Here is a 22,695-nt window from a genome sequence, read left to right on the forward strand (position 1 = left end):
TCGCAGGATCGGCGTATCGCCACGAGAGTCACGCCGCCGCGAGCGCCCGCTCGAGCCCGCGCACCGCGCGCGCCGCGGCCGCTCGCCGCCGCCCGGCCTCGTCCGGCTCGAGGCCCGGATCCCCGCTCGCGAGCGTCCACCGCGCGACCTCGAAGGCGGCGCGGCACACCCGGTAGAACGGGAGCGTCCGGGGCGGCGCGCCCGGCGCGGCGCCCCGCACCGCCTCGGCGAGCGCGCGCGCCTCGTCCGGCGCGAGATCGAAGGCGAGCTCGCACCCGGCGACGTCCCAGAGCGCGTCCTGGCACCCAGGCAGCGCGTGATCCCCGTGGTGGTCCAGGGCGTCTGCCTTCACGACGCGCCCGTCCGGCAGGACCAGCCACTCCCAGGCGTCGACCTTTCCGTCCACCGCCACCGGCCGCGCCGCCGCGGCGACCTCGGGCAGCATCCAGGCGGCGCGCTCGAGGCCCGCGCGCGCGTCGCCGCCCAGGGCCTCGACCGCGTTCACGCGCGCCATGTCGAGGAGCTCCGCGGGGGCGGCGCCGTCCTGGGGATCCGCCGGGAACGCCGCCGCCACGAAGGACAGGTAGCGCCGGAGCGCCGCGACGAGGAACGCGCGCGGAACGGCCGCCGCGCCGGCGAAGCGCGCGTCCCCGAGCCACGGCGAGAACAGGAACCCGTGCCGGAGCGTGACCGCTGGCGGCGCCAGTCCGGCGTCCGCCAGCGCGCGCGCGCGGGCGAGCGCGCGCGCGCCGTCGTCTCCGAGACCTGCGAACCGCGCGAGCCAGGTCCGGCCGCCCGCGCGGATCAGGTACTTGCGCCGCTCGCGCCAGCCCTGCGACGGCGGCCAGTCCCGGGGCGGAACGTCGAGGTGACGCCGCCACGCGCCCGCGGAGACGTCCAGCGGCGGCTCCTCCGCGGAGCCGACGACGTCCTCCGCGAGCCGGGCCAGCGCCAGCGGGTGGTCGCCGAGGAACAGCGCGCCGAACGGCTCCACGTGGCGCGGAGCGCGCGCGTAGCGGGCGCGGGTCTCCGGGGACGCCTCGGGTCCGGGCTCGCCCGCGTGCCCAGGGAAGAGGAGCACGCGCTCCGGCGGCGCGCCGAGGGCCTCCAGCGCGTCGAGCACTGCGGCGAACGAGCTGCCGGAGAGCCCGGGGCCCTCGTCGGCGACCGCCGCGGGCCGATCGCGGAGGGCGGCGGCCAGCCTCGCCGCGAGCGCGGGGGCGAGCCGCAGCTCGCGCCGGAACGGGTGACCGACGGGCCGCACCGTGGCCAGCGGCGCGCCGAGCCCCGCCCCCGCCGCGACCATCGCCGCGAGCGCCGTCCCGATGGAGCGGATCCCGAGGACGACGGCGTCCCGCCCCGCGAGCGCCCGCGCGGCGGCGGCGGCCCACGCCTCGGGATACGCGCCGTAGTAAGCGAAGCCCTCGGGGCGTCGGACCTCGAGGCGCTCCGGGAGGGCGGCCGAGACGAGCGCTGCGACACGCCCGAGCTCCGGCACAGGTGAGCGCCCCCCGGCCCTCCAGCTCGCCCACAGGGCTGCCGCCACCTCCGCGGTCGCGTCGAGCGTCGCGCGCGCGGCCGGCCCCGCGTCGTCGGCGTCCAGGCCCGCCGCCGCGCGCTCCGCGTCGGCGACCCCCTGCGCGATCGCGCCGGCGCGGACGAGCACGCCGGCCAGGGCCCCGTGCCGCTCGGGGCCCGGAGGCGCGGCGGCCGCGTCGGACGCGGCGGCGGCGAGCGCGGCGGTCGCGGCGCCGGTGTCGAGGACGTGGACGTGGTCGCCGAAGAACCGCACCTACGACGACGCGCGGGTCGAGGCCGCGCGCGCCGCCTCCCGATCCGGCTCGTGCCGTAGGTGCCGCCAGGCGATGGCGCCGAGCTCGTCGAGCGTCGGCACGGGCCAGCTCGCGCCGCGCGCCGCCTTCACTCGGGCCGAGAACGCGACGAGCGCCTCGAGCTGCTCCGGGCTCGGGCTCACGATCGGCCGGGCGCGCTTCGCCTGCTCGAGCGCGGCGAGCGGCGCCTGCCCGCGCGCCACCAGGGTGCAGACTGCGAGGAGCGCGCTCCTCCCGATGCCCCACTGGCAGTGCACGAGGACGGACTCGCCCCGCTCCAGCCCCTCGGACGCGAACGCGACGCCGTGATCGATGCTCTCCAGCGAGATCGCGCGCGTGTCGTGCGTGGGGAGGTGGAGCAGCCGGATCCGGTGGACGCGCAGGACCTCCTCGTCGTCGCACGCCTCCATCCGGACGTCGACCACGCGCGAGATGCCGTGCTCGCGGGAGAGGCGCGCAGCCGCGTCCATCGGGAAGTGAGCGCCCACCGCGAGCCCGGGCGCGACGAAGTGCAGGTCGATCACGAATGGTACGTTGCATCCCGGCGCCCGCCACGGCACGGCGGAGCCCCGGTCGCGGGCCCGGCCGGGGCGCCGGTCAGGGGCCGAGCGGGAGGACGATCGTGCCGCCCTCCCGGACCTCGAGCGGGCGGCGGCCGGTGACCTCGCCGCCCGGGATCTTCTCGATCCGGAACTCGAGCTCGTACACCCCATCCGGCAGCTGGACGCGGTGCCGGACCTGCATCGCCCCCGCGGGGACGGACAACTCGGTCCGCCGCACGAGCTCGCCGCCCTTGCGGAGCCAGACCTCGACGCGGGTCGCGCCGGGCACGCTCGACAGGTCGTAGACGAGGTCGACGTCGCGCGGCGCCGCCCGGAACAGGAAGGCGCCGATCCCGACCGCGCCGACGAGGGCGAGCAGCCGGGTGAGCCGCCTCACTCCTCGGCCTTCTTGCGGCGCCTGGCGGCCTTCCCGCGGGCGCGGCGCGGCCGGACGGTCGCCTTCACCTCGGGCCGCGGCGCGCCGCCCTCGGCCGCGGGCACGAGCCGGATCTCCGCCTTCACCTCGATCGCCATGGCGGAGAGCGCCTTCCAGAACTCGCGCCGGACGGCCTCCGACTCGAGGAAGCGCCGCACCTCGTCCGAGAAGACCCGGAGGACCTCCTCCTTCGCGCCCGAGGCCTGCTGGCCGATGAAGCCGATGACCTCCTTCGGCAGCTTCCAGTCGCGCGCGAGCTTCCGCGCGCCCTCCTCCGTCATGAAGAGCGCGCCGACCCCGGCGAGGAGCGCCTTCTTCATGACGTCGGGGATGAGGCCCCGCGCGCCGCCGGGCGGTGGCGTGACGTCCGCCTCCGCCTCCATCGGATCCGGCTCGATGGGCGGCAGCACGTCGTCGTCGTCGAACGGCGGTCGCCCCTCCACGACCGGCTCCTCTCTCGCTACGCGCGCGGCTGCGCGCCGATGACCGGCAGGCGCGGCGCCTTCAGGACCTGCGTGCTCACGGCGCCCGCCACGTTCCGCGCCACGGTCACGAACGCCTGCGCCTGCGGGCTGTCGGGCGCGCCGGCCACGATCGGCACGCCCCTGTCGCCGCCCTCGCGGATCGCGAGGTCGATGGGCACCTCGCCGAGGAAGCGGATGCCCATCTTCTCCGCCGCGGTCCGCGCGCCGCCCTTGTCGAAGATCGCGGTCTCCTGGCGGCAGTGGGGGCACACGAAGGACGACATGTTCTCGACGAGCCCGAGCACCGGGATCGAGACCTTGTCGAACATGAGCTTCGCGCGGATCACGTCCGCGAGCGCGACGTCCTGCGGCGTCGAGACGAGGACCACGCCCGCCGCGCGGATGTTCTGCGCGAGCGTGAGCGGCACGTCGCCGGTGCCCGGCGGCAGGTCGAGGATGAGGTAGTCGAGCTCGCCCCAGTTCACGTCCCGGAGCAGCTGCACGAGGGCGCCGGTGACCATCGGGCCGCGCCACACCAGCGCCTGGTCCGGGTCGATCAGGAAACCGATCGACATCACCTTCAGCCCATGCGCGGAGAGCGGGTCGAGCCGCTTGCCATCGGACGAGGTCGGCTTGTCCGTGATGCCCGTGAGGATCGGGATCGACGGTCCGTAGATGTCGGCGTCGAGGATCCCGACCTTCGCGCCGAGCTTCGCGAGCGAGACGGCGAGGTTGATCGAGACCGTACTCTTCCCGACGCCGCCCTTCCCCGCGCCGACGAGGATGATGTTCTTCACCCCGGGCGTGAGCTGCGCCTGCGACACGCCCGGCGCCGAACGCACCTGGGCGCCCCACGACAGCTCGACGCGCTTGAACCCGGCGCCGCGCAGCGCGGCCTCCACGTCCTTCGCGATCGTGTCCTTGAGCGGGCACGCCGGCGTGGTGAGCTCGACCTTGAGCTTCACCGCGTCGCCCTGGACGGCGAGGTCCTTCACCATCCCGAGGGACACGACGTCCCGATGGAGCTCGGGATCCATCACCTTCTTCAGGGCTTCGAGCGCGGCAGCATTGTCGAGCGGCATGTGGGTGGCCTTTATAGCGGGCCGCCGGGGGCTTCTCAACGGCGCCGGCGGTCGCCCGGCGCCCAGGCGCGCGTCCCCGGACGTTCACTCCAGGGCATCGACCCGCCAGCCCCCGTCCTCGGCGACGAGCACGGCCGCCCGGTCCGTCCCGACCGGGAGCACGGCCAGGGCCCCCTCGACGCGCACCGGCGCCCCGCCGGCGACCAGGGCGATCACCCGGCTGGCGGCCTCCCGCGCGGCCGGGCCGCCCCCCGCGTAGTCGACGGACAGGCGCGACGGCGTGTACGCCTGCCGCCAGCGCACGGACAGCAGCGCCCACGCCTCGGGCCACCGCCCCGCCTCGACCGCCACGGCGAACCGTGACAGGACGACGCGGGCGTCCTCCACACCGAGGCCGCGCGGCGGTGCCGCCCCGGCGGAGGCCGCCCCTCCGGCGCCGGCGCAGGCCGACGCGACGACGAGCAGCGGGGCGAGGAAGGCGAGCCGGCGGCGCATGCCGACCCGCTTACACCATCCCGGCCGCTCGCGCCACGCGTGGGCGGGCACCGTGCGCTTCCCGGCCCGCGGGTGCAGGGTGGTACGCTCGCGCGGGCCAGTGGGGCGTCGGGGGCCTGCATGCGGGTGCTGAGGTGGGAGGACGGAAAGGTGCTGCGGGGCGGGCGCGAGCTCGTGCGCCCCGGCGGGCAGGTGTGGATCGACTGCGCCCCGACTCCCGACGACCTCGCCTGGCTCGGCCGGACGTTCCACTTCCACCCGCTCGCGCTCGAGGACTGCGCGAACGAGGACCAGCGCGTCAAGTTCGAGCAGTACGCCGAGAGCCTCTTCATGGTGGTCCACCGGATCGCCCCGAGCGCGGACGACTCGGAGCTGCTCTCGCACGAGCTCGACGCCTTCCTCGCGGCGGGCGCGCTCGTCACCGTGCACGCGGTCCCGAACGCCGAGCTGGACGCGGTCTTCCAGGCGTGCGCGACCGACGCGGAGATCCTCTCGCGCGGCCCCGAGTTCGCCCTCTATCGCGTCTACGACGCGGTGACCGACGCGCACTTCGCGCTGGTGGACGCCCTCACGGACGAGGTCGAGCAGATCGCCGACGCGGCGGTCTCGCGGGAGAGCTTCGAGGGCGAGGAGGACCTGCTCGGGCGGATCCTCGACGCGCGCCGGATGCATGGGCTGCTCCGGAAGCGCCTCTCGCCCCAGCGCGAGGTGTTCGCGGCCCTCTCGCGGCCGGGGCAGACGCTCGTGCGCGATCAGTCCGCCGTGTACTTCCGCGACGTCGTGGACCACATGGTCCGCCTCACCGAGGAGATCGACACCGGCCGCGACCTGCTCGCGTCCGCGATGGACGCGAACCTGTCGCAGACGAACAACCGCCTCTCCGCGGTCATGGCGCGCCTGACGCTCATCTCGACGATCTTCCTGCCCCTGAACTTCGTCGCGGGGTTCTTCGGGATGAACCTGCAGATCCTCCCCGCGGGCGTCGCCGTCCCCGTGGTGCTCGCGTCGGTGCTGGTGACCCCGGTCGCGCTGTTCGCGTACTTCCGCCACAAGCGGTGGCTCTGACGGCCCGCCCGCGCGCCGGCGATCAGCGCGGGAGCGGGAGGATCTCGGCGGCGGCGCCGTCCGGCGGCTGCACGCGGACCTCGCCCTCGCCGTCCTCACGCCCGACGACCGCGATGTCCACGTCCAGGAATCGCCGCACGACCGCGGCGTTCGTGGAGAGGTGCTTCGTGATCTTGCTCACCGTGTACCGCGTCGCCGGCACGACCCCCGGCGGCGGCGGCACGAGCCCGGCGGCGACGAGCGCGGCCGGGAGCAGCAGCTGATCGCCGAGGTGCGGGTCCACCGCGGCGCCGACCGCGAGGTAGGCGCGGAAGGCGTTCACCGCGAGATCCGCCGTCTCCTCCGGGGACCGATCTCGCGCGGCCACGGCGCCGAACCCCGCGCGGGTCCGCTCGAACGCGGCCACGACCAGCACGTGCCCTCCGCGGGAGCCGCGGGCGGGCACCGGCACCCGCTCCGCCTCCGCCGAGACGCCGGCGTCGCGCAGCGCGCGGAGGGCGCGCGACGCCTGCCGCTCCGCCACCTCGAACCCGAGCCCGGCGACCATCGAGACGACCTCGACGTCCTGAACCGTGCCGCGGTGCATGAGGTCGAGCGGCGGCATCGCGTGCGCCGGCTCGATCCGGGCGGTCATCTCGCCGCCGCCCTCCGGGTAGAACCCCGCCGCCTGCAGCTCGAGCGCGAAGCGGAAGCCGAGCCGCGCAACCGCCGGGGCCCAGACGAGGGCGAGGTAGTGAAAGCTCGGCGCGTGGTCCTGGTGCGTGCCGCCTCGGATGGTGACGGACGACGGCGCGCCCGCGAGCGCGAGCGGCCAGCAGACGGTCTGGAGCAGGAGCGACGTGGACCCGGCCGTCCCGATGTCGAACGCCCACTCGCCCGCGTGCGCGCTGCGCCGCGGCGCGAACTCGAGGCGGTCCGACCCGACCTCGTCGCCCGCGAGCGCCGCGTCGACGAGGCGCGCGACCGCCCGCGCCGCCTCCCGGTGCTGCGGCCGGAGCCCCGGCTTCAGCCGATTGGCCCGGACGTTCACGATCGAGAATGGCTTGCCGGTGATGGCGGAGAGCGCGAGCGCGGTGCGCAGGATCTGCCCGCCCCCCTCTCCTTCGCTGCCGTCCAGGACGATCGGAAGGTCGGTGGGCACCGGGCCAATGTAGTGCGGTCCCTCCTCGTCGTTAAGGTCGCGGTCGGGCCGAACGGGACGCCCGACCGTCCCCCGGCGGGGCGTGCTAGAAGGCGGGCCGTGACCGCTGCGCTCGTCGTGTTCGCCCTCACCTACGTCGCGGTCGCGGCGGGGCGGTTCCCGCTGCTCTCGGTGGACCGGCCGGCCGCGGCGCTCCTCGGCGCGGTCCTGATGGTCGCGGCCCGCGTCCTCACGCCCGCGCAGGCCGGCGCGGCCGTGAACGGCGACACGCTCGGGCTCCTCCTCGGGATGATGATCCTCACCGCGTACCTCGGCGAGGCCGGCTTCTTCCGCTGGGCGAGCTGGCGGGTCATCCGTGCCGCGGGGACGCCCCGGACGCTGCTCTGGGGCCTGGTGTTCACCGCAGGTGGTCTCTCCGCCCTGCTCGTGAACGACACGGTGTGCCTCATGATGACGCCGCTCGTCCTGCGGATCATCGACGACGCCGAGCTGCCGCCCATACCGTATCTGCTCGCGGTGGCGTTCGGCTCCAATGCCGGGAGCGTCGCGACGCTCACCGGCAACCCGCAGAACATGATCATCGGCACGCTCTCCGGGATCTCGTACGCCCGGTTCGCGGCGGCGCTCGTCGCCCCCGCGGCGGCCTCGCTCGTCCTCGTCGCGGCGATCCTGCACGCGATCTTCCGCAGGCACCTCCCGCGGCGCGCGCTCGCGACGGCGCTCCCCGAGCCCGAGCTCGATCGCCGGCTCCTCGCGAAGGCGCTCGCGGCGCTCGGGATCGCGCTCGGCGGGTTCCTCCTCGGCTTCGCGCTCTCGTGGACGAGCCTCTTCGCGGGCGCCCTCTGCATGGCCGTCGCCGGGCGGGCGCCGCGCGAGGCGCTCCAGCGGGTCGACTGGCCGCTGCTCGTGTTCTTCGCCGGACTTTTCGTCGTCGTGGCCGGCGTCGGCGAGGCGGGCGTGGCCGGGCGCATGTACGATGCCGTCGCGCCCGCGCTCGGCCGGACGGCGGAGCGGCAGGCGCTGGTCTTCGGCGCCTTCTCGGTCGCCGCATCGCAGGTCGTCTCGAACGTCCCGTTCGTCATCCTGGCCGGCCACTGGATCCCGCGGCTGGCCGATCCGCGCCTGCTCTGGCTCGCGACGGCGCTCTCCGCGACGCTCGCCGGCAACCTGACGGTCGTCGGCTCGGTCGCGAACATCATCGTGCTCGAGCTCGCCGGGTCGCGGGGAAGGATCGGCTTCTGGCGCTTCTTCCGGATCGGCGCCGCCGTGACGGCGGCGACGCTCGTCGCGGGGCTCGGGCTCCTCCTGCTCGAGCGGCGGCTCGGGCTCCTGTAGGGCCACGTCCCGGGAACCGCCTCGCCCTCCGCCCGCAACACCGCGGATCGACGGGCCAAAACGCCTCGGAGGGCGCGACCCGCCCCGTCTGGAGCGGCACCGGGAGTGCAGGCGGGCGGTAAACGAAATAACCCCGCGGATTCACCGTAGGGTTCTGCATGGTGGGCGTCGCGACGCTGGATCTGGATTTCGCGCTACTGTCCCTCGCCACGGAGGAGCGCGCGGTGGAGACCGCACTCGCCGGCGAGGCGGCCTGGGCGCGCGCCGCGGCCCGGGGTGACAAGCAGGCGTTCGCAAGGCTCGTCGACCTGCACAAGCGGGCGGTGTTCGGGCTCTGCCTGCGCCTCCTGCGCGAGCACGAGGATTCGCGCGACGCCGCCCAGGAGGCCTTCGCGCGCGCGTACGCCGCCCTCGCCACCTACGACCCCATCCAGCCGTTCGCGCCGTGGGTCCTCCGCATCGCCCGCAACCACTGCCTCGACGTCCTCCGCCGCCGCCTCCCCGACGCGCAGAAGGTCGAGCTCGACGCGGACCCGGAGGAGGGCGCGCCGCGCGACCTCGCGGATCCGGCGGCCGTCCGCGGCGACGACACCATCGAGCGCCGCGAGACCGCGACCGCCCTGGCGCGCGCCGTGGGCGAGCTGCCGCCGAACTACCGCGAGGTCATCCAGCTCTTTCACGTCGAGCACCTCTCCTACAAGGAGATCGCGGCCACCATGGACGTCCCCATCGGAACCGTGATGACCTGGCTCCATCGCGCGCGGGCGAAGCTCAAGGCGTCGCTCTCCGGCGCCGCGGAGGCCCTGCCATGACCACCTTCACCGGACACCTCACCGACGCGCAGGCCCAGCGGCTCGTCGACGGCGTGCTCCTCGAGACCGAGGCCGCCGAGGTCGAGGCCCACGTGGCCGGCTGCGCCGCGTGCCAGGCCGAGGTCGAGTCGTACCGCCTCCTCGGGGACGCGCTCGAGGGGCTCGAGATCCCGGAGCTCCCCGCCGACTTCACCGTGGGCGTGCTCGAGCGCATCGAGACGCGCGAGCGGGCCGTCGCGCACGATCGGCGCGCCGCCGCCGCCATCTTCGGCGCCGCGCTCGGGGGCATCGTCCTCGCGGTCGTCCTGCTCGGCGCCGGCACCTGGGCGCCGGAGGCGAGCCGCCTGGTCGAGGGGCTCGGCGACGCGGGGCGGGCGCTCCGCCTCTCGTCGGACGTGCTCGGCCCGATCGTCTCGGCGCTCCGGATCCCGATCGCCGCCGCGTGCGCCGCGGCCGCCCTCCCCGTGCTGTTCGCTCTCTCCCGACTGATGCCCTCGCCGCGGACCGAGATCGCCTGACGGAGTCTCCATGCTCGCCCTGCTGATCGTCGCCGCGCTCGCGCTCCAGGATCCGACGGCCGTCCCCGGCCCCGCCACGCCACCGCCGCCACCGGCGGCGGCGCCCGCGAAGCCTGCGCCGAAGGCGCCGCGGCCCGCCCCACGTCCCCCGCCCGCGCCGGAGGCCCCCGGCGCGATCCCCCGCCCCCCTCCCCCGCCCGCTCCCGCGCCGGGCCCGCTCCAGGGCGACTGGGGCGCGCCGAGCGGCAAGCGCGTCACGATCGAGGACACGAACTCCCTCGACGACACGCTCGAGGAGATCGCGGACGCCGCCGGCTGGGACGTCGTCCTGAACACCGGCCGGACCGGAAACAAGCTGCTCGTGATGAAGCTCCGCGACGTGCCGGTGGAGGACGCGCTCCGCGCCTCCCTCGCCGGCACCGGCCTCGTCGCGACCAAGACCGGCAACACGGTGGTGGTCGCAGAGGCGCAGGAGGCGCCCCGCGCGGCGCCGCAGGTGCTGTCGGGGTTCGAGCGCCCCACCGGCAAGAAGTTCACCGGCGACTTCGCAGCCGCGCCGGTCGACGACGCGCTCCGCAAGATCGCCGACGCCGCGGGCCTCTCCATCGTCCTCCCGCCGGGCGACCACGGCACGATCTCCGCCCACTTCCGCGACGTGCCCGTCGAGGACGCGCTGCGCGGCGTCCTCGCCCAGGCAGGCCTCAGGGCCGAGCGGGAGGGGGCGCTCGTGGTGGTCCACCCCGGCGGCCTGGGGTTCCTGCCGCCCGGCCTCGGCCGCGACGCGCGCCGCATCGCCGAGCAGGCGATGCGCGAGGCGGAGCGCGAGATGCGGCGGGCGGACCGGGAAGCCCGCGGCGGCCCGGATCGCGACTCGGGCCGCGACCGCCAGAGCACCGGCCAGGACGTCGTGGTCCACGCCGGCGAGTCGGTCCGGGACGTGAACGTCGTCCGCGCCAGCGCGCTGCTCCAGGGCGGCTCGTCGACCCGCGACGTCTCGGCGGTCTCGGGGTCGGTCCACCTCGAGGGCGGCGCGTCCGCCCGGGACGTCGTGGCGGTGCTCGGGAGCGTCCGGCTCGACGGCGGCGCGTCGGCGCGCAAGGTCGTCGCGGTCGGCGGCGACGTCGAGGTCGGCCCGGGCGCGCAGGTCGAGCAGGACGCGGTGAGCGTGGGCGGGCGCGTGAAGATCGATCCGGAGGCGGAGGTGGGCGGCTCGAGCCATTCCATCTCGCTCCCGGGCTTGCCATCCGTCGTGAGCCTCACCGCTGGCCACCTCTTCGCCGGCCCCGGCTCGCTCCTCATGCTCGTCCTCAAGACGCTCGTGAAGTTCGTCGTGATCTTCCTGCTCGCGCTCCTCTGCGTGTCGCTGTTCCCGCGCCGGATCGACGTGGTGGCGGGCTCGATGGTGACGAGCCCGTGGAAGTCGGTCTTCGCCGGCCTCCTCGGCACGCTGGCGATGCTGCTCCTCGTCGTCCTCCTGCTGGTGACGATCGTCGGGATCCTGCTCATCCCGGTCCAGGTCATCGCGGTGATCGCCGCGGGCGTGCTCGGGCTCACCGCCCTCGTGTTCCACGTCGGCCGCGCGCTGCCCCTCCCCGAGCAGCGGCGGACCATGGTCCTCCAGCTCGCGGTGGGGACGGCGATCTACGCCGTGCTGACGTCGATCCCGGTGCTCGGGGCCATGGCCTCGTTCGCCGCGTGGCTCCTCACGTTCGGCGCGGTGATCCGGTCGCGCTTCGGCCAGCCGCCCGGCGCCCTTCCCACGACCGCCGTGCCGCCTCCGATGCCGCCCACGCCGGCGGCGCCGTAGACGTCACCGCCGCGGGCGGGGCGCGCCGGCGGGGAGCTTCGCGAGCGCCTCGATCGCGGCGCGCCGGACGCGGGCGGCGTAGTCGCTGCGGAGCGCCTCGAGGCGCGCCGAGGCCGGCTCGTGCCGGATCCGCCCGAGGGCCCGGGCCGCCGCGGCGCGCACCTCGGGGCGGTCGCTCGTGAGGTGCGCGGCGATGGCGTCCCCCGCGTCGCGCGCGGCGAGGGTGGCGAGCGCCTCGATCGCCTCGACCTGGCCCGCGCCCGAGCCGCTCGCGAGCAGCGCGACGAGCGGCTCCCGCGCCGCGGGGGCGCCGAGGCGGGCGAGCGCGATGGCGGCGGCGGGCGCGGACGGGCCCTCGAGCAGCCCGGCCAGGGCGGGGACCGCCTCGGCCGCGCCGGCGTCGGAGAGGGCGCGCGCGAGCGTGATGCGCCACGCCGGCTCAGCGCCCCGGGCTCGCTCCGCGGCGCGCGCGAGCGGGGGTGCGCCGCGCGGCCCGAGGGCGGCGAGGGCCCGCGCCGCCGAGGTCCGGACGGCGAGGTCCCGGTCCTCGAGCCCGCGCGTGGCCGCGCCGATGGCGGCGTCCGACCCGAGCGCCGCGAGCCCCTCCACGGCGCCCCCGCGGACGGCCGCCGCCGGATCCTCCACGAAGCCGCGAAGCAGCGCCTCGGCGCCCGGCGCTCGCAGCCGGCCGGCGGCCGCGAGGAGCGCACCGAGCTCGTCGGCGGCCTGCGGGGGGACCGCGTCCATCCACTCCGGAAACTCGAGCGCGCCCGCCGCGCCCTGCGGAGGACCGGGGGCGTGCGCGAGGACCGCCGCGAGGCGCTGCTCGCCCCCGCGCTCGAACCCCGGCGCCGGCGCCGTCGGCAGCGGGGCGGCGATCCAGCGGGCGCGGGCGTCGCGCATGCGCCCGGCGAGCGCCGCCGCCCGCTCCTTCACCGGCGCCCCCGCGGAGGGCGCCCCGAGGCGCCCGAGCGCGCGCGCCGCGGCGATCCGTGTCGCGGCGTCTCCGCGTGCGGGATCGAGCAGCGGCAGGAGCCGCGCGGCGGCGGCCTCGGCGGCCGCGGGCGGGAGCCCGAGCTCCGCGAGCCCCGCGAGCGCCGCGGGCGCGCCGGGCGTGCCGATCCGCGCGAGGAACGGCCGCTCGGGGCACTCCGCCTCGCGCAGCCGGGCGTGGCGCGCCGCCCGGGCCGCGACCGCGGGATCGCTGGTCCGGTACGAGACCTCGCACAGCGCGAGCGCCACCTCCGGCGCCTCCGGAAGGAGGACGAGCGCCTCGACGGCCGCGGCCGCCACACCGGCGCTGCCGCCCGTGCCGGCGCGCGCGAGCGCGTCGGCCGCGCCGGGATCGCCGAGGCGCCCCAGCGCCGCGGCGGCGGCCTCGGCGAGGCCCGCATCGCCCTCGCGCAGGAGCATCTCCAGGTGGCCGCGCGCGGACCAGTCCCCGGCCTCGCCGAGGCCGCGGGCCGCCGCGGCGGCGAGCGCGCGATCGGGGTTCCGGTTCGGATCCACGAGCGGAAGGAGCCGCGTGACCGCCTCGGCGCGCCCGCTCACTCCGAGCTCCTCGGCGGCGCCGCCGCGCTCCGCGCCGCCCTCGGCGGCGAGCGCGGCGAGGTTCCGCTCCCACAGCAGCCGCGACTCGGTGTCGACCGCCTCGCGGAGGGAGGTCCCGATCGCCTCGAGCGCATCGGCGATCGCCGCCCGCCCGGCGGGGGACGCCCCCGCGTACGCCGCGAGGAGGTCCGCCTTCGCCCGCGGCACGGTGGCCATCCCCGCGAGCCCGCGCGCCGCGATGGACACGACTCCCGGGTCCGGATCGGAGAGGAGCTTCCCGAGCGCGTCCGCGGCCGCCGGCCCTCCGCGCGCCGCGAACACCTCGGCCGCGGCACGCCGCACGAGCGCGCTGGCGTCCCGCTGCGCGACGAGGAGCGGACGGAGGTCGGCGTCGCCGCTTCCGAGCGCGCGGACCGCCGCGGCGCGCCGCTCCGGATCCGCCGCGTCGAGGTCGCCGCGCCGACCGCACGCGACGAGCGCGGCGAGGAGGGCGGCGAGGAGGAGGTTCCGGGTCGGCATGTCGGCCCGCCATGGTCGCCGCGCCGGCCTCCGCGTGCAAGCGCCCCCGTCCCGAGCGGGTCCACCCGGCGCGCCGTGAATCCTCCCCGGGCCGCCGGGACTCTCCATGGACGAGGAGGAAACACCCATGACGAACGAAGGCACCCTCGACCGCACCATCCGGATCGTCCTCGGTCTGTCCCTCATCGCGCTCGTGTTCTTCGGCCCGCACTCGATGTGGGGGCTCGCCGGGTTCGTGCCGCTCGCGACCGGGCTCGTCGGGTTCTGCCCGCTGTACCGGCTCGTCGGCGTGAGCACCTGCAAGCCGGCGGCGCGGACGAGGCCGGCGCCGGGCCACCCCGCGTAGCGCTAGCGGCTCGGGCGCCGGCGGCCGCCGCCGCGGCCCCGCTCGCCGCCGCCACGCTCGCCGCCGCCACGTGCGCCGCCGGCCCGCGGGCGCGCGCCGGGGCCACCCGCGCGCCGGCGCGCCTCGGCGCGCTCGCCCCTCGGCTCCCCGCGGCGCTCCGGCCGCGCGTCTCCGCGCCGATCGCCCCGCGCCGCGCCGCGCCCCTCGCCCCGCGGGTCGTCGCGTTCGGCGCGGGCGGTGGAGGTGTCGCGATCGTCGCCGCGCGCGCCCCGGGGGGGCGCAGCCGAGGGCGGCGCCGGCGGGCCATGACCGTGCCGGCGCGCCGCCTTCGGCAGCATCGCCACCGAGGGCCCGGGCGCGGCCGTGCCGGTCTCGAGGCCGACCCGCTGCCGCATCGCGTGCACCTCGTCGGCGGAGAGCGGGCGGAACGTCCCCGGCCGCAGACCCTCGACGGTCACGCCGCCGAACTCCGGCCGGAAGAGCCGCTGCACCTGGAGCCCGACGGCCTCGCAGAGGCGCTTCACGAGATGGTAGCGCCCCTCGCCCACGACGACGCGGATCCAGACGTTCTTCTCCGCGTGCTCGTGCACCGCGACCTCGAGCGCCTGCGCCGGCCCGTCCTCGAGCCGAACGCCGCGCTTCATCCGCTCGAGCGCCTCCGCCTCGGGATCTCCGCGGACCTTCACGAGGTAGACCCGCCGGTGGCCGTACCGCGGGTGCGCGAGCCGGTTCGCGAGCTCGCCGTCGTCGGTGAGGAGGACGGCGCCCTCGGCGTCGTAGTCGAGCCGCCCGACCGGGAAGACGCGGCCGGGCACGCCGCGGAGGTAGTCGAGCGCCGTCGGGCGTCCCTCGGGATCCGACGCCGTCGTGACGCAGCCGGACGGCTTGTAGAGGAGGTAGTAGGCGTGCTCTTCGGGGCGCGAGACGAGCGCGCCGTCCACGGTCACGAGGTCCCGGTCCGGATCGACCTTGGTCCCGAGGGTCGTGACGCGCTGCTGGTTCACCTTCACGCGGCCGGCGAGGATCAGCTCCTCCGCCTTCCGGCGCGAGGTCACCCCGGAGGCGGCGAGGAACTTCTGGAGCCGTTCTTCGGCCATCCCTAGCCCCCCGCCGCGGGCGGGGCCTCCGGCGGAGGCTCGGGCTCGTCCTCTTTCTTGTCCCCGAGCGCGGACTGGGCCGCGCGCGTCTTCTCGTCCGCCGCCTCGATGGCGCGCTCGAGCTCGTCGAGCGCCGCGTCGGCCTCCGCGCGCTTCGCCTCGAGCGCGGCGCGCGCGGTGGGATCCTGCAGGTCCTCGACGATGCCGGCGATGCCCGCGGGGATCGGCTCCTGCGGGGCGTCCTTCTCGACGATGGACCGGTGCTCCTGGGAGAGCTCGTGGAACTCGCGGAGCGTCGGGAGCGAGGCGAGGTCCTTGAGCGCGAAGAACTCGAGGAACTCCTTCGAGGTGCCGTAGAGCATGGGCCGGCCCGGCTCCTCCTTCTTGCCGAGGATCTTGATCAGCCGCCGCTCGAGGAGCGCCTTCACCACCGCACCGCAGTCCACGCCGCGGATCTCCTCGATCTCGGGGCGCGTCACCGGCTGTCGGTACGCGATGATCGCGAGCGTCTCGAGCGCCGCGCGCGTGAGCCGCTGCGGCTTCACCTTGAGGAAGCGCCGCGCGAAGTCGGCGTTGTCGGGCGAGGTCCGGAGCTGCCAGCCGCCCGCGACCTCGTGCAGGACGATGCCGCACGGGCCCTCGCGGTAGTGGCCGGAGAGCTTGTCGAGCGCCTTCTCGATGCGCTCCACCTCGACGCCCGACGCGAGCCGGATCTCCTCGGTCGTGAGGGGCTTCTCCGCGAGGAAGAGCAGCGTCTCGACGACCGTCCGGACGCGGTCCGCCGACAGCCGCTTCGCGGCCGCCGCGAGCTTCTCGAACGGCTCCTCCTTGTCGTCCGCGACGTCGATGTCCGCGGACTCCACCTCGTCGAGCGCGGGGTCGCCCGCCTTCGCCTCCTCGGCGGCCTGGAGCGCCTGCAGCTCGTCGGCGGAGACGGCCGGGGCGGCGGGCGCCGCGACGGGCGCGCCGTCGCCCGGATCGGGCGCCGCGGTCGCCGGAACGCCCGCGGCGGCCTCGGCCTCCGCCGGCTGCGCGGCCGCTTCCTCGGCCGCGGCGGTCGGCCCGGGCGAGCCGTCGGAATGCGCCGTCATCGATAGTCCTCCTGCCCCGAGGGCACGTCGTCGCCGAGGGTGTCCTTCGCCTCGACGAGGATCTCCGCCCCGGGACCGGCCTCGTCGAGCGCGGCCTGGTAGATGCGGACCAGCTTGAGCTTCGCCATCTCGAGGATGGCGAGGAAGGTGGCGATCACGTTCGCCTTGGTGTTCCGCCGCTCCGCCGGGCCGGCGAGCAGCTCCTCGAAGCTCGCGCGGCGCTGCAGCCGGAGCACGTCCGCGACGCGGGCGATGGCGTCGCTGATCGTGAGCCGGTCGGTCACGACCTCGTGCGTGTGCTCCGGCTTGGCGAGCTTCAGCGCGCGGTCGAGCGCCTCGATGAGCTTGAAGACGGAGACGTCGGCGAGCCCCTCCGGGCCCTCCGGCAGCGCCGGCCGCTCCGCGCGCACCTTCCGCGTGAAGACCGTGCGCTCGAGGATGTCCCGGCTCCCGAGCTCCTCGCCCGCGGCCTTGTACTTCTGGTACTCGAGGAGCCGCTTCACCAGCTCCGCGCGCGGGTCCACGCCCGCGTCGTCCGCGTTCGGCGCGTCCTCGGCCACCTCGGTGCGGGGCAGGAGCAGCTTGCTCTTCGTGAGCATGAGCTGCGCCGCCATGTGGAGGAACTCGCCGGCGATGTCGATGTCGAGCTCGCGCATCGCCTCGAGCGTCGCGAGGTAGCTCTCGGTGATCTTCGCGATGGGGATGTCGAAGAGATCGACCTCGTGCTCCTTGACGAGGTGGAGGATCAGGTCGAGGGGCCCCTCGAACGGCGGCTCGCCGGGCTTGAGCGGCGGGAGCGTGACGCGGAACGCGTCCGCGGCGGCCCGGGCGGCCGCGGCCTCCGCGCCGCTCTCGGCGGCTTCCTCGGTGTGCTGCCTGGCCATCCCGGCGGACCGCCCCCGTCCAGTCCTACTCGAGCTTCATCGCCTTCCGCACCTGGTCCATCGTGCGCGCCGCGGCGGCGCGCGCCTTCTCGGTCCCGAGCTGGACGATGTCGTCCAGGTCCTTCGGACGCGCGAGGAGCGCGTCGCGCCGCACGCGCATGCGCTCCTGCTCGGGCAGCAGCTTCTCGAGGAGCTTCTTCTTGCAGTCGACGCAGCCGATGCCGGCCGTCCGGCAGTTCTGGTCCACCCAGGTGATCGTGTCCGCCTCGCTCGTCACCTTGTGCAGGTAGAAGATCCCGCAGACGTCGGGGTTCCCGGGGTCCTGGCGCCGCTTCCGCGCCGGGTCGGTGACCATGCCCATGATCTTCTTCTGCGTGGACTCGACGCTCTCCCCGAGGTCGATGGTGTTGCCGTAGCTCTTCGACATCTTCCGGCCGTCCGTGCCCAGGATCTTCGGCGCGGCGGTGAGCATCGGCTGCGGCTCGGGGAAGACCTCGCCGTAGTGGAAGTTGAACTTGCGGACGATCTCGCGCGACAGCTCGAGGTGCGGGACCTGGTCCACGCCCACCGGCACGCGCGTCGCCTTGTAGAGGATGATGTCCGCGGTCATGAGCACCGGGTAGCCGAGGAACCCGTAGAGCGCGAGATCGCGGTCGGTGATGTTCTCGCGGATCTCCTTGTACGTCGGCGACCGCTCGAGCCAGCCGACCGGCGTGATCATGCCGAGGAGCAGGAAGAGCTCGGCGTGCTCCTTCACGTGGCTCTGGACGAAGAGCGTCGCCTTCTGCGGATCGATGCCGGCCGCGATGAAGTCGACGAACATCTCGCGCTCGGACTGCTTGATGATCTCCGGCGCGTGGTAGTTCGTCGTGAGCGCGTGCCAGTCGGCGCTGAAGAAGAAGCACTCGGCCTCGTCCTGCAGCCGCACCCAGTTCGCGAGCGCACCGTGGAGGTGGCCGAGGTGGAGGCGGCCCGTGGGCCGCATGCCGCTGACGATGGTGGGGCGCGTGGGCTGGGTGGTCATGGGGATCAGGCGGGGCGGCCGGCGACGACGAAGAGCAGCCGATCGAGGAGGGCGTTCATCGCGGACACGGGGCCGGCGAGCACGTACGGCGCGAACACGAACATTGCGACGAGCAGGAACGGCGCGAACCGGGTGACCGTCTCCCACACCGGCCGGTGGCGGTACGGCACGAGCCAGTCGATCACGCGGCTCCCGTCGAGCGGTGGGATCGGGATCATGTTGAAGACCGCGAGGACGATGTTCAGCGAGATCATCCGGTCGAGCAGGAACGCGATCCCGGGCTGGCCGGCGAGGAAGTCGTACCGGAACCCGAGCCCGTAGAGCACGGCGCAGAACACGGCCAGCGCGACGTTCGAGAGCGGCCCCGCGATCGCCGTGAGCGCCATCCCCGCGCCCATGTTGACACCCTGGCGGAAGCGCGCCGGGTTCACCGGGACGGGCTTCGCCCACCCGAAGAACGGTACCCCGGGGCTCATGAGGGCGACGAGCGGCAGGAGGACGGTCCCGAACGGATCGATGTGCGGGAGGGGATTCAGCGTGAGCCGGCCCATGCGCTCGGCCGTGTCGTCGCCCAGCATCCGGGCGCTCCACGCGTGCGCGAACTCGTGCACCGTGAGCGACAGGATCATCGGGATGAGCAGCGCCACGGCGCGCAGGAGAACGTCCGGACCGAACACGTAAGCCTCGAAAAGGAAAAGCGGTTCTTTAGCAGCGCGGGGCCGGTCGGTCAACGCGGTCGGCGGCCGCCCGCCCGGCCGGCGCACCGGCGTCGCCGACCGGAAGAACACGCGGCGCCGCGGGTTTCCACCCCGGGCCCCCGGACACCCCCGCAAGACCTCACGCGCGCGGGTGAAAGCGCTCGTGCAGGCGCCGGGCGTGGGTCCGATCGACGTGGGTGTAGATCTGCGTCGTCGAGACGTCGGCGTGCCCGAGCATTTCCTGGACCGCCCGGAGGTCGGCGCCACCCGCGAGCAGGTGGGTGGCGAAGGAGTGCCGGAGCTTGTGGGGCGAGATCTTCCGCCGGATGCCTGCCTGCCGCGCGTAGCGGTCGAGGAGCTTCGCGAAGCCCTGCCGCGTGAGCCTCGCCCCCCGCGGCGTGACGAAGAGGTCCTTCGAGCGGCGTCCCTTGAGCAGCCGCTCCCGGGCGACGGCGAGGTAGGCCTTCACGGCCTCGGCGGCCGGTGCGCCGACCGGCACGAGGCGCTCCTTGCTCCCCTTGCCGCGCGCGAGCAGGACCCGCGTCTCGAGGTTCACGTCGTTGAGCTGCAGGCCGACGAGCTCCGAGACGCGGAGCCCCGTCGCGTAGAGGATCTCGAGCATCGCCCGGTCGCGCAGTCCCGCGGCGCGGCGCACGTCGGGGCCGGCGAGGAGCGCCGTGACCTCGTCCTGCGAGAGCAGCGAAGGGAGCCGCCGCCCGGGGCGCGGCGCGTCGATCTCGTCCGACGGATCCGCGGGCGTGAGCTTCTCGGCGTACAGGAGCCGGTGGAGCGACCGGATCGCCGAGAGCGCCCGGGCCTGGGAGCGCGGCGAGAGGCCGGTCCGGACGAGCTCCGCGAGGTGCGCCTGGATCTCCGTCCGGGAGACCTTCTCCCACGCGGTGATCCCCATCTTCCCGAGGTGCTCGACGTAGCGGCGGAGGTCCCGCCCGTACGCCTCGACGCTGTTCTCCGCGAGCCCCTTCTCCACCCGGACGTGGGCGAGGAAGAGATCGAGGGCTGGCTCGAGCGGCGACATCACCGGCGACGATATCGCCAGGCGGCGCCCCGTCCAGTTCGCGGCGCGCTACACCACGAGATCCGAGACGTCGCCCTTCCCGGCGCGGAGGACGACGGGCTCGGGCCCCGAGAGGTCGATGACCGACGACGGCTCGTTCGGCTTGTATCCGCCGTCGAGGATCAGGTCGAGCCCGTGCCCGAGCTCCTCCTTGATGTCCTTCGCGTCGATGAGGACGTCGCCGCCCGGGGTCGCCGCCGAGGTGGAGATGAGCGGATGGCCGAGCCGGCGGACGATCTCGAGCGCGATCGGGCTGTCCGGGATGCGGATGCCGACCGTCTTCTGCCGCCTGAGCACCAGGTCGGGGACGAGCCGCGTCGCGGGGAGGATGAAGGTGTAGGGGCCGGGGACCTTCCGCCGGAGCACGCGATACGCCGCGTTGTCGACGATGGCGTACCGGGAGATCTCCGCGAGGTCCTGGCAGACGAAGGACAGCTCCTGGGTCTTCGGGATGCCCTTCAGCTGGTAGATCCGCTCGATGGCGCGCTTGTCGAACAGATCGCACCCGATGCCGTAGTACGTGTCGGTCGGGTACGCGAGCAGCCCGCCGGAGGACAGGACCGAGACGGCGCGCTCGACGACGCGGGGCTGCGGGTGCAGGGGGTCGATCTCGACGATGGGCGCGGCCGGCATAGGGCGCGGATCTAGCAGCTTTCACGCGCGCCCCCAAGTTTCCGCGAGCCGCCCCTCCCGTCAACCGCCCCGCGCGTCGCGGGCCGCCGGGATGATCGTGCGCAGGAGCTCCACGAGCGCCCGGAAGTCCAGCGGCTTGCGCAGGTACGCCTCGAACCCGGCGAGCGCGATGCGCCCCTCGATCTCCGTCCCCCGGAGCGACGTGCAGGCGATCACCGGGATCGTCCGCGCGTCGGGGCGCCGTCGCATGAGCGAAAGCACCTCGAACCCGTCGAGTCCCGGCATCATCAGGTCGAGGAGGACCGCGTCGGGCCGGAAGTGACCGACGAGGTAGCCCGCGAGGAACCCATGGCGGGCGGTCTCCACGTCGAAGCCGTTCGCGCGGAGGACTTCCTTCATGACCTCCAGCAGCGGCTCGTCGTCATCGATCGCGAGAACGCGCGGCCGGGCGACCTCCGGCTCGACCGGTTGCGGCATCCGGGTGCACCGACCTTTCCGGGTTCCGAAGAAGCTAGCAAGCGCCCGGGCGGACGGTCAACGCGCGCGCTGCCGCGCGAAAGCGGGCGCCCGCCCGGCTCTCGCCGGACGGGCGCAGGTCCACACCGCCGGTTCCCGGGTCCTACCCGCGATTCTTTCCGCGCTCGATGAGCTCCCGGACCTTCTGGCCGCCCTTCTTCCCGATCTCCTCGTAGAACGCGTGGCCGCGCTCGTCCCGGACGGCGATGCCGCCCTTGCGTCCCGCCTCGGAGACCGTCATCCCGCGGCGACCCTCCTCCGGCTCTGCCCGGCGCGCGCCCTTCTCTTCCTGGTCCGCCATTCCGTCCCCCCTCCGTCTCGGCGACTACCGCTCGCCGCCCTCGCCATGGCCGGCGCCCGTCTCTTCCTCGCCGCCCGCCTTGCCCTTCTCGATCAGCTCGCGGACCTTGTGCCCGCCTTTCCGGCCGATCTCCTCGTAGAAGGGCGTGCCCCGCTCCGCCTTGATGGTCTCCCCGCCCTTCTTCCCGATCTCCTCGTAGAAGCGCGGCCCACGCTCCGCCTTCACGGTGTCGCCGCCCTTCTTCCCGATCTCCTCGTAGAACTTCCGGCCGCGCTCGGCCTTCACGGTCTCTCCGCCCTTCTTGCCGATCTCCTCGTAGAACTTCCGGCCCCGCGTCTCGCGGACCCGGACGCCCCCCTTGCGACCGGCCTCGGAGACCGTCATCGCTCCCTTGCTGCCGCCCTTCTTCTCTTCAGCCATGTGTCGCCCCCGTCGGTTCACGAACAATGTGGTCGCTGGTCATACGGCCGCGCAGGGCCCGGCCGAGCACGTGTTCGGCGATCGCGTCCGCCATGTCGAGGCCCGTCGCCTCGAGGATCCCCCGCCAGCTGGGGTTGCCGTTCACCTCGATCACGGTCGGCCCGTCGTCACCGATCACGAGGTCCACGCCGGCGTAGTCCAGGCCGAGCACCGCCGCCGCCGCCTCCGCCACCTGCCGCACCGCGTCCGGGCAGTCGGTGGACTCCGCCCGGCCTCCGCCCGCCACGTTCGTCCTCCACTCCCCGGGCGGCGCGTGACGGGTGATGGCCGCCCGGGTCTCTCCCCCGACCACGAAGACGCGGAGGTCGCGTCCGGGGTGGGGCACGTACTGTTGAAGGTAGAGCGCCCCGTCGCGCGCGGCGCGCTCGGCGATCGCGCGGCGCCCCTCGGCGTCGCGGCCGACCCGCGCGACGTCGTCCCCGAGTGAGCCGGCGACGGGCTTCATCACCGCGTCGCCGAGCGTCGCCAGCGCCCGATCCGCCGCCTCGGCGGACTGGACGACCGCGGCGGGAGGAGTCGGCACGCCCGCGCGCGCGAGCAGCCACGAGGTGCGGAACTTGTCCTGTGCCGCGAGCAGCGGCTCGATCCGGTTCACGACGATGGCCCCGGCGCCCTCCAGGGCGCGATAGATCTCGAACTGCACGTCGGGGTCGCCCGCGCGGCCGAGCCCGCGCGCGAGGACGAACGCGTCCACCTCCCCGAGCGCGCGCCCCGCTGCGGTCACCGCCACGTCCTCGCCCTCCACGACCGCCGCCAGCGCCGCCGGATCGATCGCGATCGCCTCGCCCCGTCTTCCGAGGGCCGACAGCAGCCGCTGCGAGTGCCAGTCGTCGTCGGGCCAGGCGGTGACGACCCCGATCCGGATGAAGCGCTTCATGCGAGGCTTGCTTCCCTTCCCCTACCCCGACCGCCCGCGCAACATGGTGTCCATGGCCGGCTGGCTGGACAAGG

Annotated in this window: 25 protein-coding genes; 6 read left to right on the forward strand and 19 right to left on the reverse strand. The window is 75.0% G+C overall.

Annotated elements, in window-relative coordinates; genetic code table 11:
• Positions 1-28: 28 nt before the first annotated feature.
• From AMOR_RS27855 to AMOR_RS27880, 6 genes are all read right to left on the reverse strand, one after another.
• Complete coding sequence (locus AMOR_RS27855; protein ID WP_248356782.1) at positions 29-1,792, reverse strand: hypothetical protein; 1,764 nt, start codon at positions 1,790-1,792, stop codon at positions 29-31.
• Complete coding sequence (locus AMOR_RS27860) at positions 1,793-2,356, reverse strand: protein-tyrosine phosphatase family protein (RefSeq protein ID WP_248356785.1); 564 nt, start codon at positions 2,354-2,356, stop codon at positions 1,793-1,795.
• 73 nt (positions 2,357-2,429) lie between these two features.
• The gene (locus tag AMOR_RS27865) at positions 2,430-2,771 is read right to left on the reverse strand and encodes a hypothetical protein (protein ID WP_248356788.1); all 342 of its coding nucleotides are present in this window, start codon (positions 2,769-2,771) and stop codon (positions 2,430-2,432) included.
• The gene (locus AMOR_RS27870) at positions 2,768-3,253 is read right to left on the reverse strand and encodes a hypothetical protein (RefSeq protein WP_248356791.1); all 486 of its coding nucleotides are present in this window, start codon (positions 3,251-3,253) and stop codon (positions 2,768-2,770) included. Before AMOR_RS27870 ends, AMOR_RS27865 begins: the two co-directional genes overlap by 4 nt.
• A gap of 17 nt (positions 3,254-3,270) precedes the next feature.
• Complete coding sequence (locus AMOR_RS27875; protein ID WP_248356794.1) at positions 3,271-4,356, reverse strand: Mrp/NBP35 family ATP-binding protein; 1,086 nt, start codon at positions 4,354-4,356, stop codon at positions 3,271-3,273.
• An 84-nt stretch (positions 4,357-4,440) separates the two neighbouring features.
• Positions 4,441-4,851: a hypothetical protein gene (locus tag AMOR_RS27880; RefSeq protein ID WP_248356797.1), complete on the reverse strand. Its 411-nt coding sequence runs from the start codon at positions 4,849-4,851 to the stop codon at positions 4,441-4,443.
• 120 nt (positions 4,852-4,971) lie between these two features.
• On the opposite strand from AMOR_RS27880, the gene AMOR_RS27885 reads away from it, so the two are divergent.
• A complete protein-coding gene (locus AMOR_RS27885; RefSeq protein ID WP_248356799.1) occupies positions 4,972-5,916 on the forward strand; it encodes a magnesium transporter CorA family protein in 945 nt (314 codons plus the stop codon).
• Between the two features lie 22 nt (positions 5,917-5,938).
• Here the strand turns inward: AMOR_RS27885 and rtcA are convergent, their stop codons facing one another.
• A complete protein-coding gene (gene rtcA / locus AMOR_RS27890) occupies positions 5,939-7,057 on the reverse strand; it encodes an RNA 3'-terminal phosphate cyclase (protein ID WP_248356802.1) in 1,119 nt (372 codons plus the stop codon).
• Between the two features lie 99 nt (positions 7,058-7,156).
• Here rtcA and AMOR_RS27895 point away from each other — a divergent pair, with 99 nt between their 5' ends.
• The 4 genes from AMOR_RS27895 to AMOR_RS27910 all read left to right on the forward strand — a co-directional run bounded on the left by AMOR_RS27895 (position 7,157) and on the right by AMOR_RS27910 (position 11,529).
• Positions 7,157-8,392, forward strand: coding sequence for an ArsB/NhaD family transporter (locus AMOR_RS27895; RefSeq protein WP_248356805.1), 1,236 nt, complete (start codon positions 7,157-7,159; stop codon positions 8,390-8,392).
• Between the two features lie 224 nt (positions 8,393-8,616).
• Positions 8,617-9,204, forward strand: a complete 588-nt coding sequence (locus AMOR_RS27900; protein WP_248356808.1) for an RNA polymerase sigma factor — start codon at positions 8,617-8,619, stop codon at positions 9,202-9,204.
• A complete protein-coding gene (locus tag AMOR_RS27905; protein WP_248356811.1) occupies positions 9,201-9,722 on the forward strand; it encodes an anti-sigma factor family protein in 522 nt (173 codons plus the stop codon). The genes AMOR_RS27900 and AMOR_RS27905 overlap by 4 nt, the downstream gene beginning before the upstream one ends.
• A gap of 10 nt (positions 9,723-9,732) precedes the next feature.
• Positions 9,733-11,529: an STN domain-containing protein gene (locus AMOR_RS27910; protein WP_248356814.1), complete on the forward strand. Its 1,797-nt coding sequence runs from the start codon at positions 9,733-9,735 to the stop codon at positions 11,527-11,529.
• A 3-nt stretch (positions 11,530-11,532) separates the two neighbouring features.
• Here the strand turns inward: AMOR_RS27910 and AMOR_RS27915 are convergent, their stop codons facing one another.
• Complete coding sequence (locus tag AMOR_RS27915) at positions 11,533-13,599, reverse strand: HEAT repeat domain-containing protein (RefSeq protein ID WP_248356827.1); 2,067 nt, start codon at positions 13,597-13,599, stop codon at positions 11,533-11,535.
• Positions 13,600-13,726: 127 nt separating this feature from the next.
• Here AMOR_RS27915 and AMOR_RS27920 point away from each other — a divergent pair, with 127 nt between their 5' ends.
• Complete coding sequence (locus tag AMOR_RS27920; protein WP_248356829.1) at positions 13,727-13,945, forward strand: YgaP family membrane protein; 219 nt, start codon at positions 13,727-13,729, stop codon at positions 13,943-13,945.
• 2 nt (positions 13,946-13,947) lie between these two features.
• Here AMOR_RS27920 and AMOR_RS27925 read toward each other — a convergent pair whose 3' ends face one another.
• From AMOR_RS27925 to AMOR_RS27975, 11 genes are all read right to left on the reverse strand, one after another.
• Positions 13,948-15,042: a pseudouridine synthase gene (locus tag AMOR_RS27925; protein ID WP_248356831.1), complete on the reverse strand. Its 1,095-nt coding sequence runs from the start codon at positions 15,040-15,042 to the stop codon at positions 13,948-13,950.
• A 2-nt stretch (positions 15,043-15,044) separates the two neighbouring features.
• The gene (gene scpB / locus AMOR_RS27930) at positions 15,045-16,133 is read right to left on the reverse strand and encodes an SMC-Scp complex subunit ScpB (RefSeq protein ID WP_248356847.1); all 1,089 of its coding nucleotides are present in this window, start codon (positions 16,131-16,133) and stop codon (positions 15,045-15,047) included.
• Positions 16,130-17,017 carry a segregation and condensation protein A gene (locus AMOR_RS27935; RefSeq protein ID WP_248356858.1) on the reverse strand — a complete coding sequence of 296 codons (888 nt, stop codon included), beginning with the start codon at positions 17,015-17,017 and terminating at the stop codon, positions 16,130-16,132. The genes scpB and AMOR_RS27935 overlap by 4 nt, the downstream gene beginning before the upstream one ends.
• 25 nt (positions 17,018-17,042) lie before the next feature.
• The gene (gene trpS, locus AMOR_RS27940) at positions 17,043-18,041 is read right to left on the reverse strand and encodes a tryptophan--tRNA ligase (protein WP_248356860.1); all 999 of its coding nucleotides are present in this window, start codon (positions 18,039-18,041) and stop codon (positions 17,043-17,045) included.
• Positions 18,042-18,046: 5 nt separating this feature from the next.
• Positions 18,047-18,688, reverse strand: coding sequence for a site-2 protease family protein (locus AMOR_RS27945; protein WP_248356862.1), 642 nt, complete (start codon positions 18,686-18,688; stop codon positions 18,047-18,049).
• Positions 18,689-18,878: 190 nt separating this feature from the next.
• Complete coding sequence (gene xerD, locus AMOR_RS27950; RefSeq protein WP_248356864.1) at positions 18,879-19,775, reverse strand: site-specific tyrosine recombinase XerD; 897 nt, start codon at positions 19,773-19,775, stop codon at positions 18,879-18,881.
• 48 nt (positions 19,776-19,823) lie between these two features.
• Entirely contained in the window at positions 19,824-20,447 is a 624-nt protein-coding gene (locus AMOR_RS27955) for an L-threonylcarbamoyladenylate synthase (protein ID WP_248356866.1), read from the reverse strand.
• Between the two features lie 60 nt (positions 20,448-20,507).
• The gene (locus tag AMOR_RS27960; RefSeq protein WP_248356868.1) at positions 20,508-20,924 is read right to left on the reverse strand and encodes a response regulator; all 417 of its coding nucleotides are present in this window, start codon (positions 20,922-20,924) and stop codon (positions 20,508-20,510) included.
• A 142-nt stretch (positions 20,925-21,066) separates the two neighbouring features.
• Complete coding sequence (locus AMOR_RS27965; protein WP_248356870.1) at positions 21,067-21,264, reverse strand: hypothetical protein; 198 nt, start codon at positions 21,262-21,264, stop codon at positions 21,067-21,069.
• 24 nt (positions 21,265-21,288) lie between these two features.
• Complete coding sequence (locus tag AMOR_RS27970) at positions 21,289-21,684, reverse strand: general stress protein B (RefSeq protein WP_248356872.1); 396 nt, start codon at positions 21,682-21,684, stop codon at positions 21,289-21,291.
• Positions 21,677-22,621, reverse strand: coding sequence for a RimK family alpha-L-glutamate ligase (locus AMOR_RS27975; protein WP_248356877.1), 945 nt, complete (start codon positions 22,619-22,621; stop codon positions 21,677-21,679). Before AMOR_RS27975 ends, AMOR_RS27970 begins: the two co-directional genes overlap by 8 nt.
• Positions 22,622-22,695 lie beyond the last annotated feature (74 nt).

It is taken from the genome of Anaeromyxobacter oryzae, assembly GCF_023169945.1.
Classification (GTDB): Bacteria; Myxococcota; Myxococcia; order Myxococcales; family Anaeromyxobacteraceae; genus Anaeromyxobacter; species Anaeromyxobacter oryzae.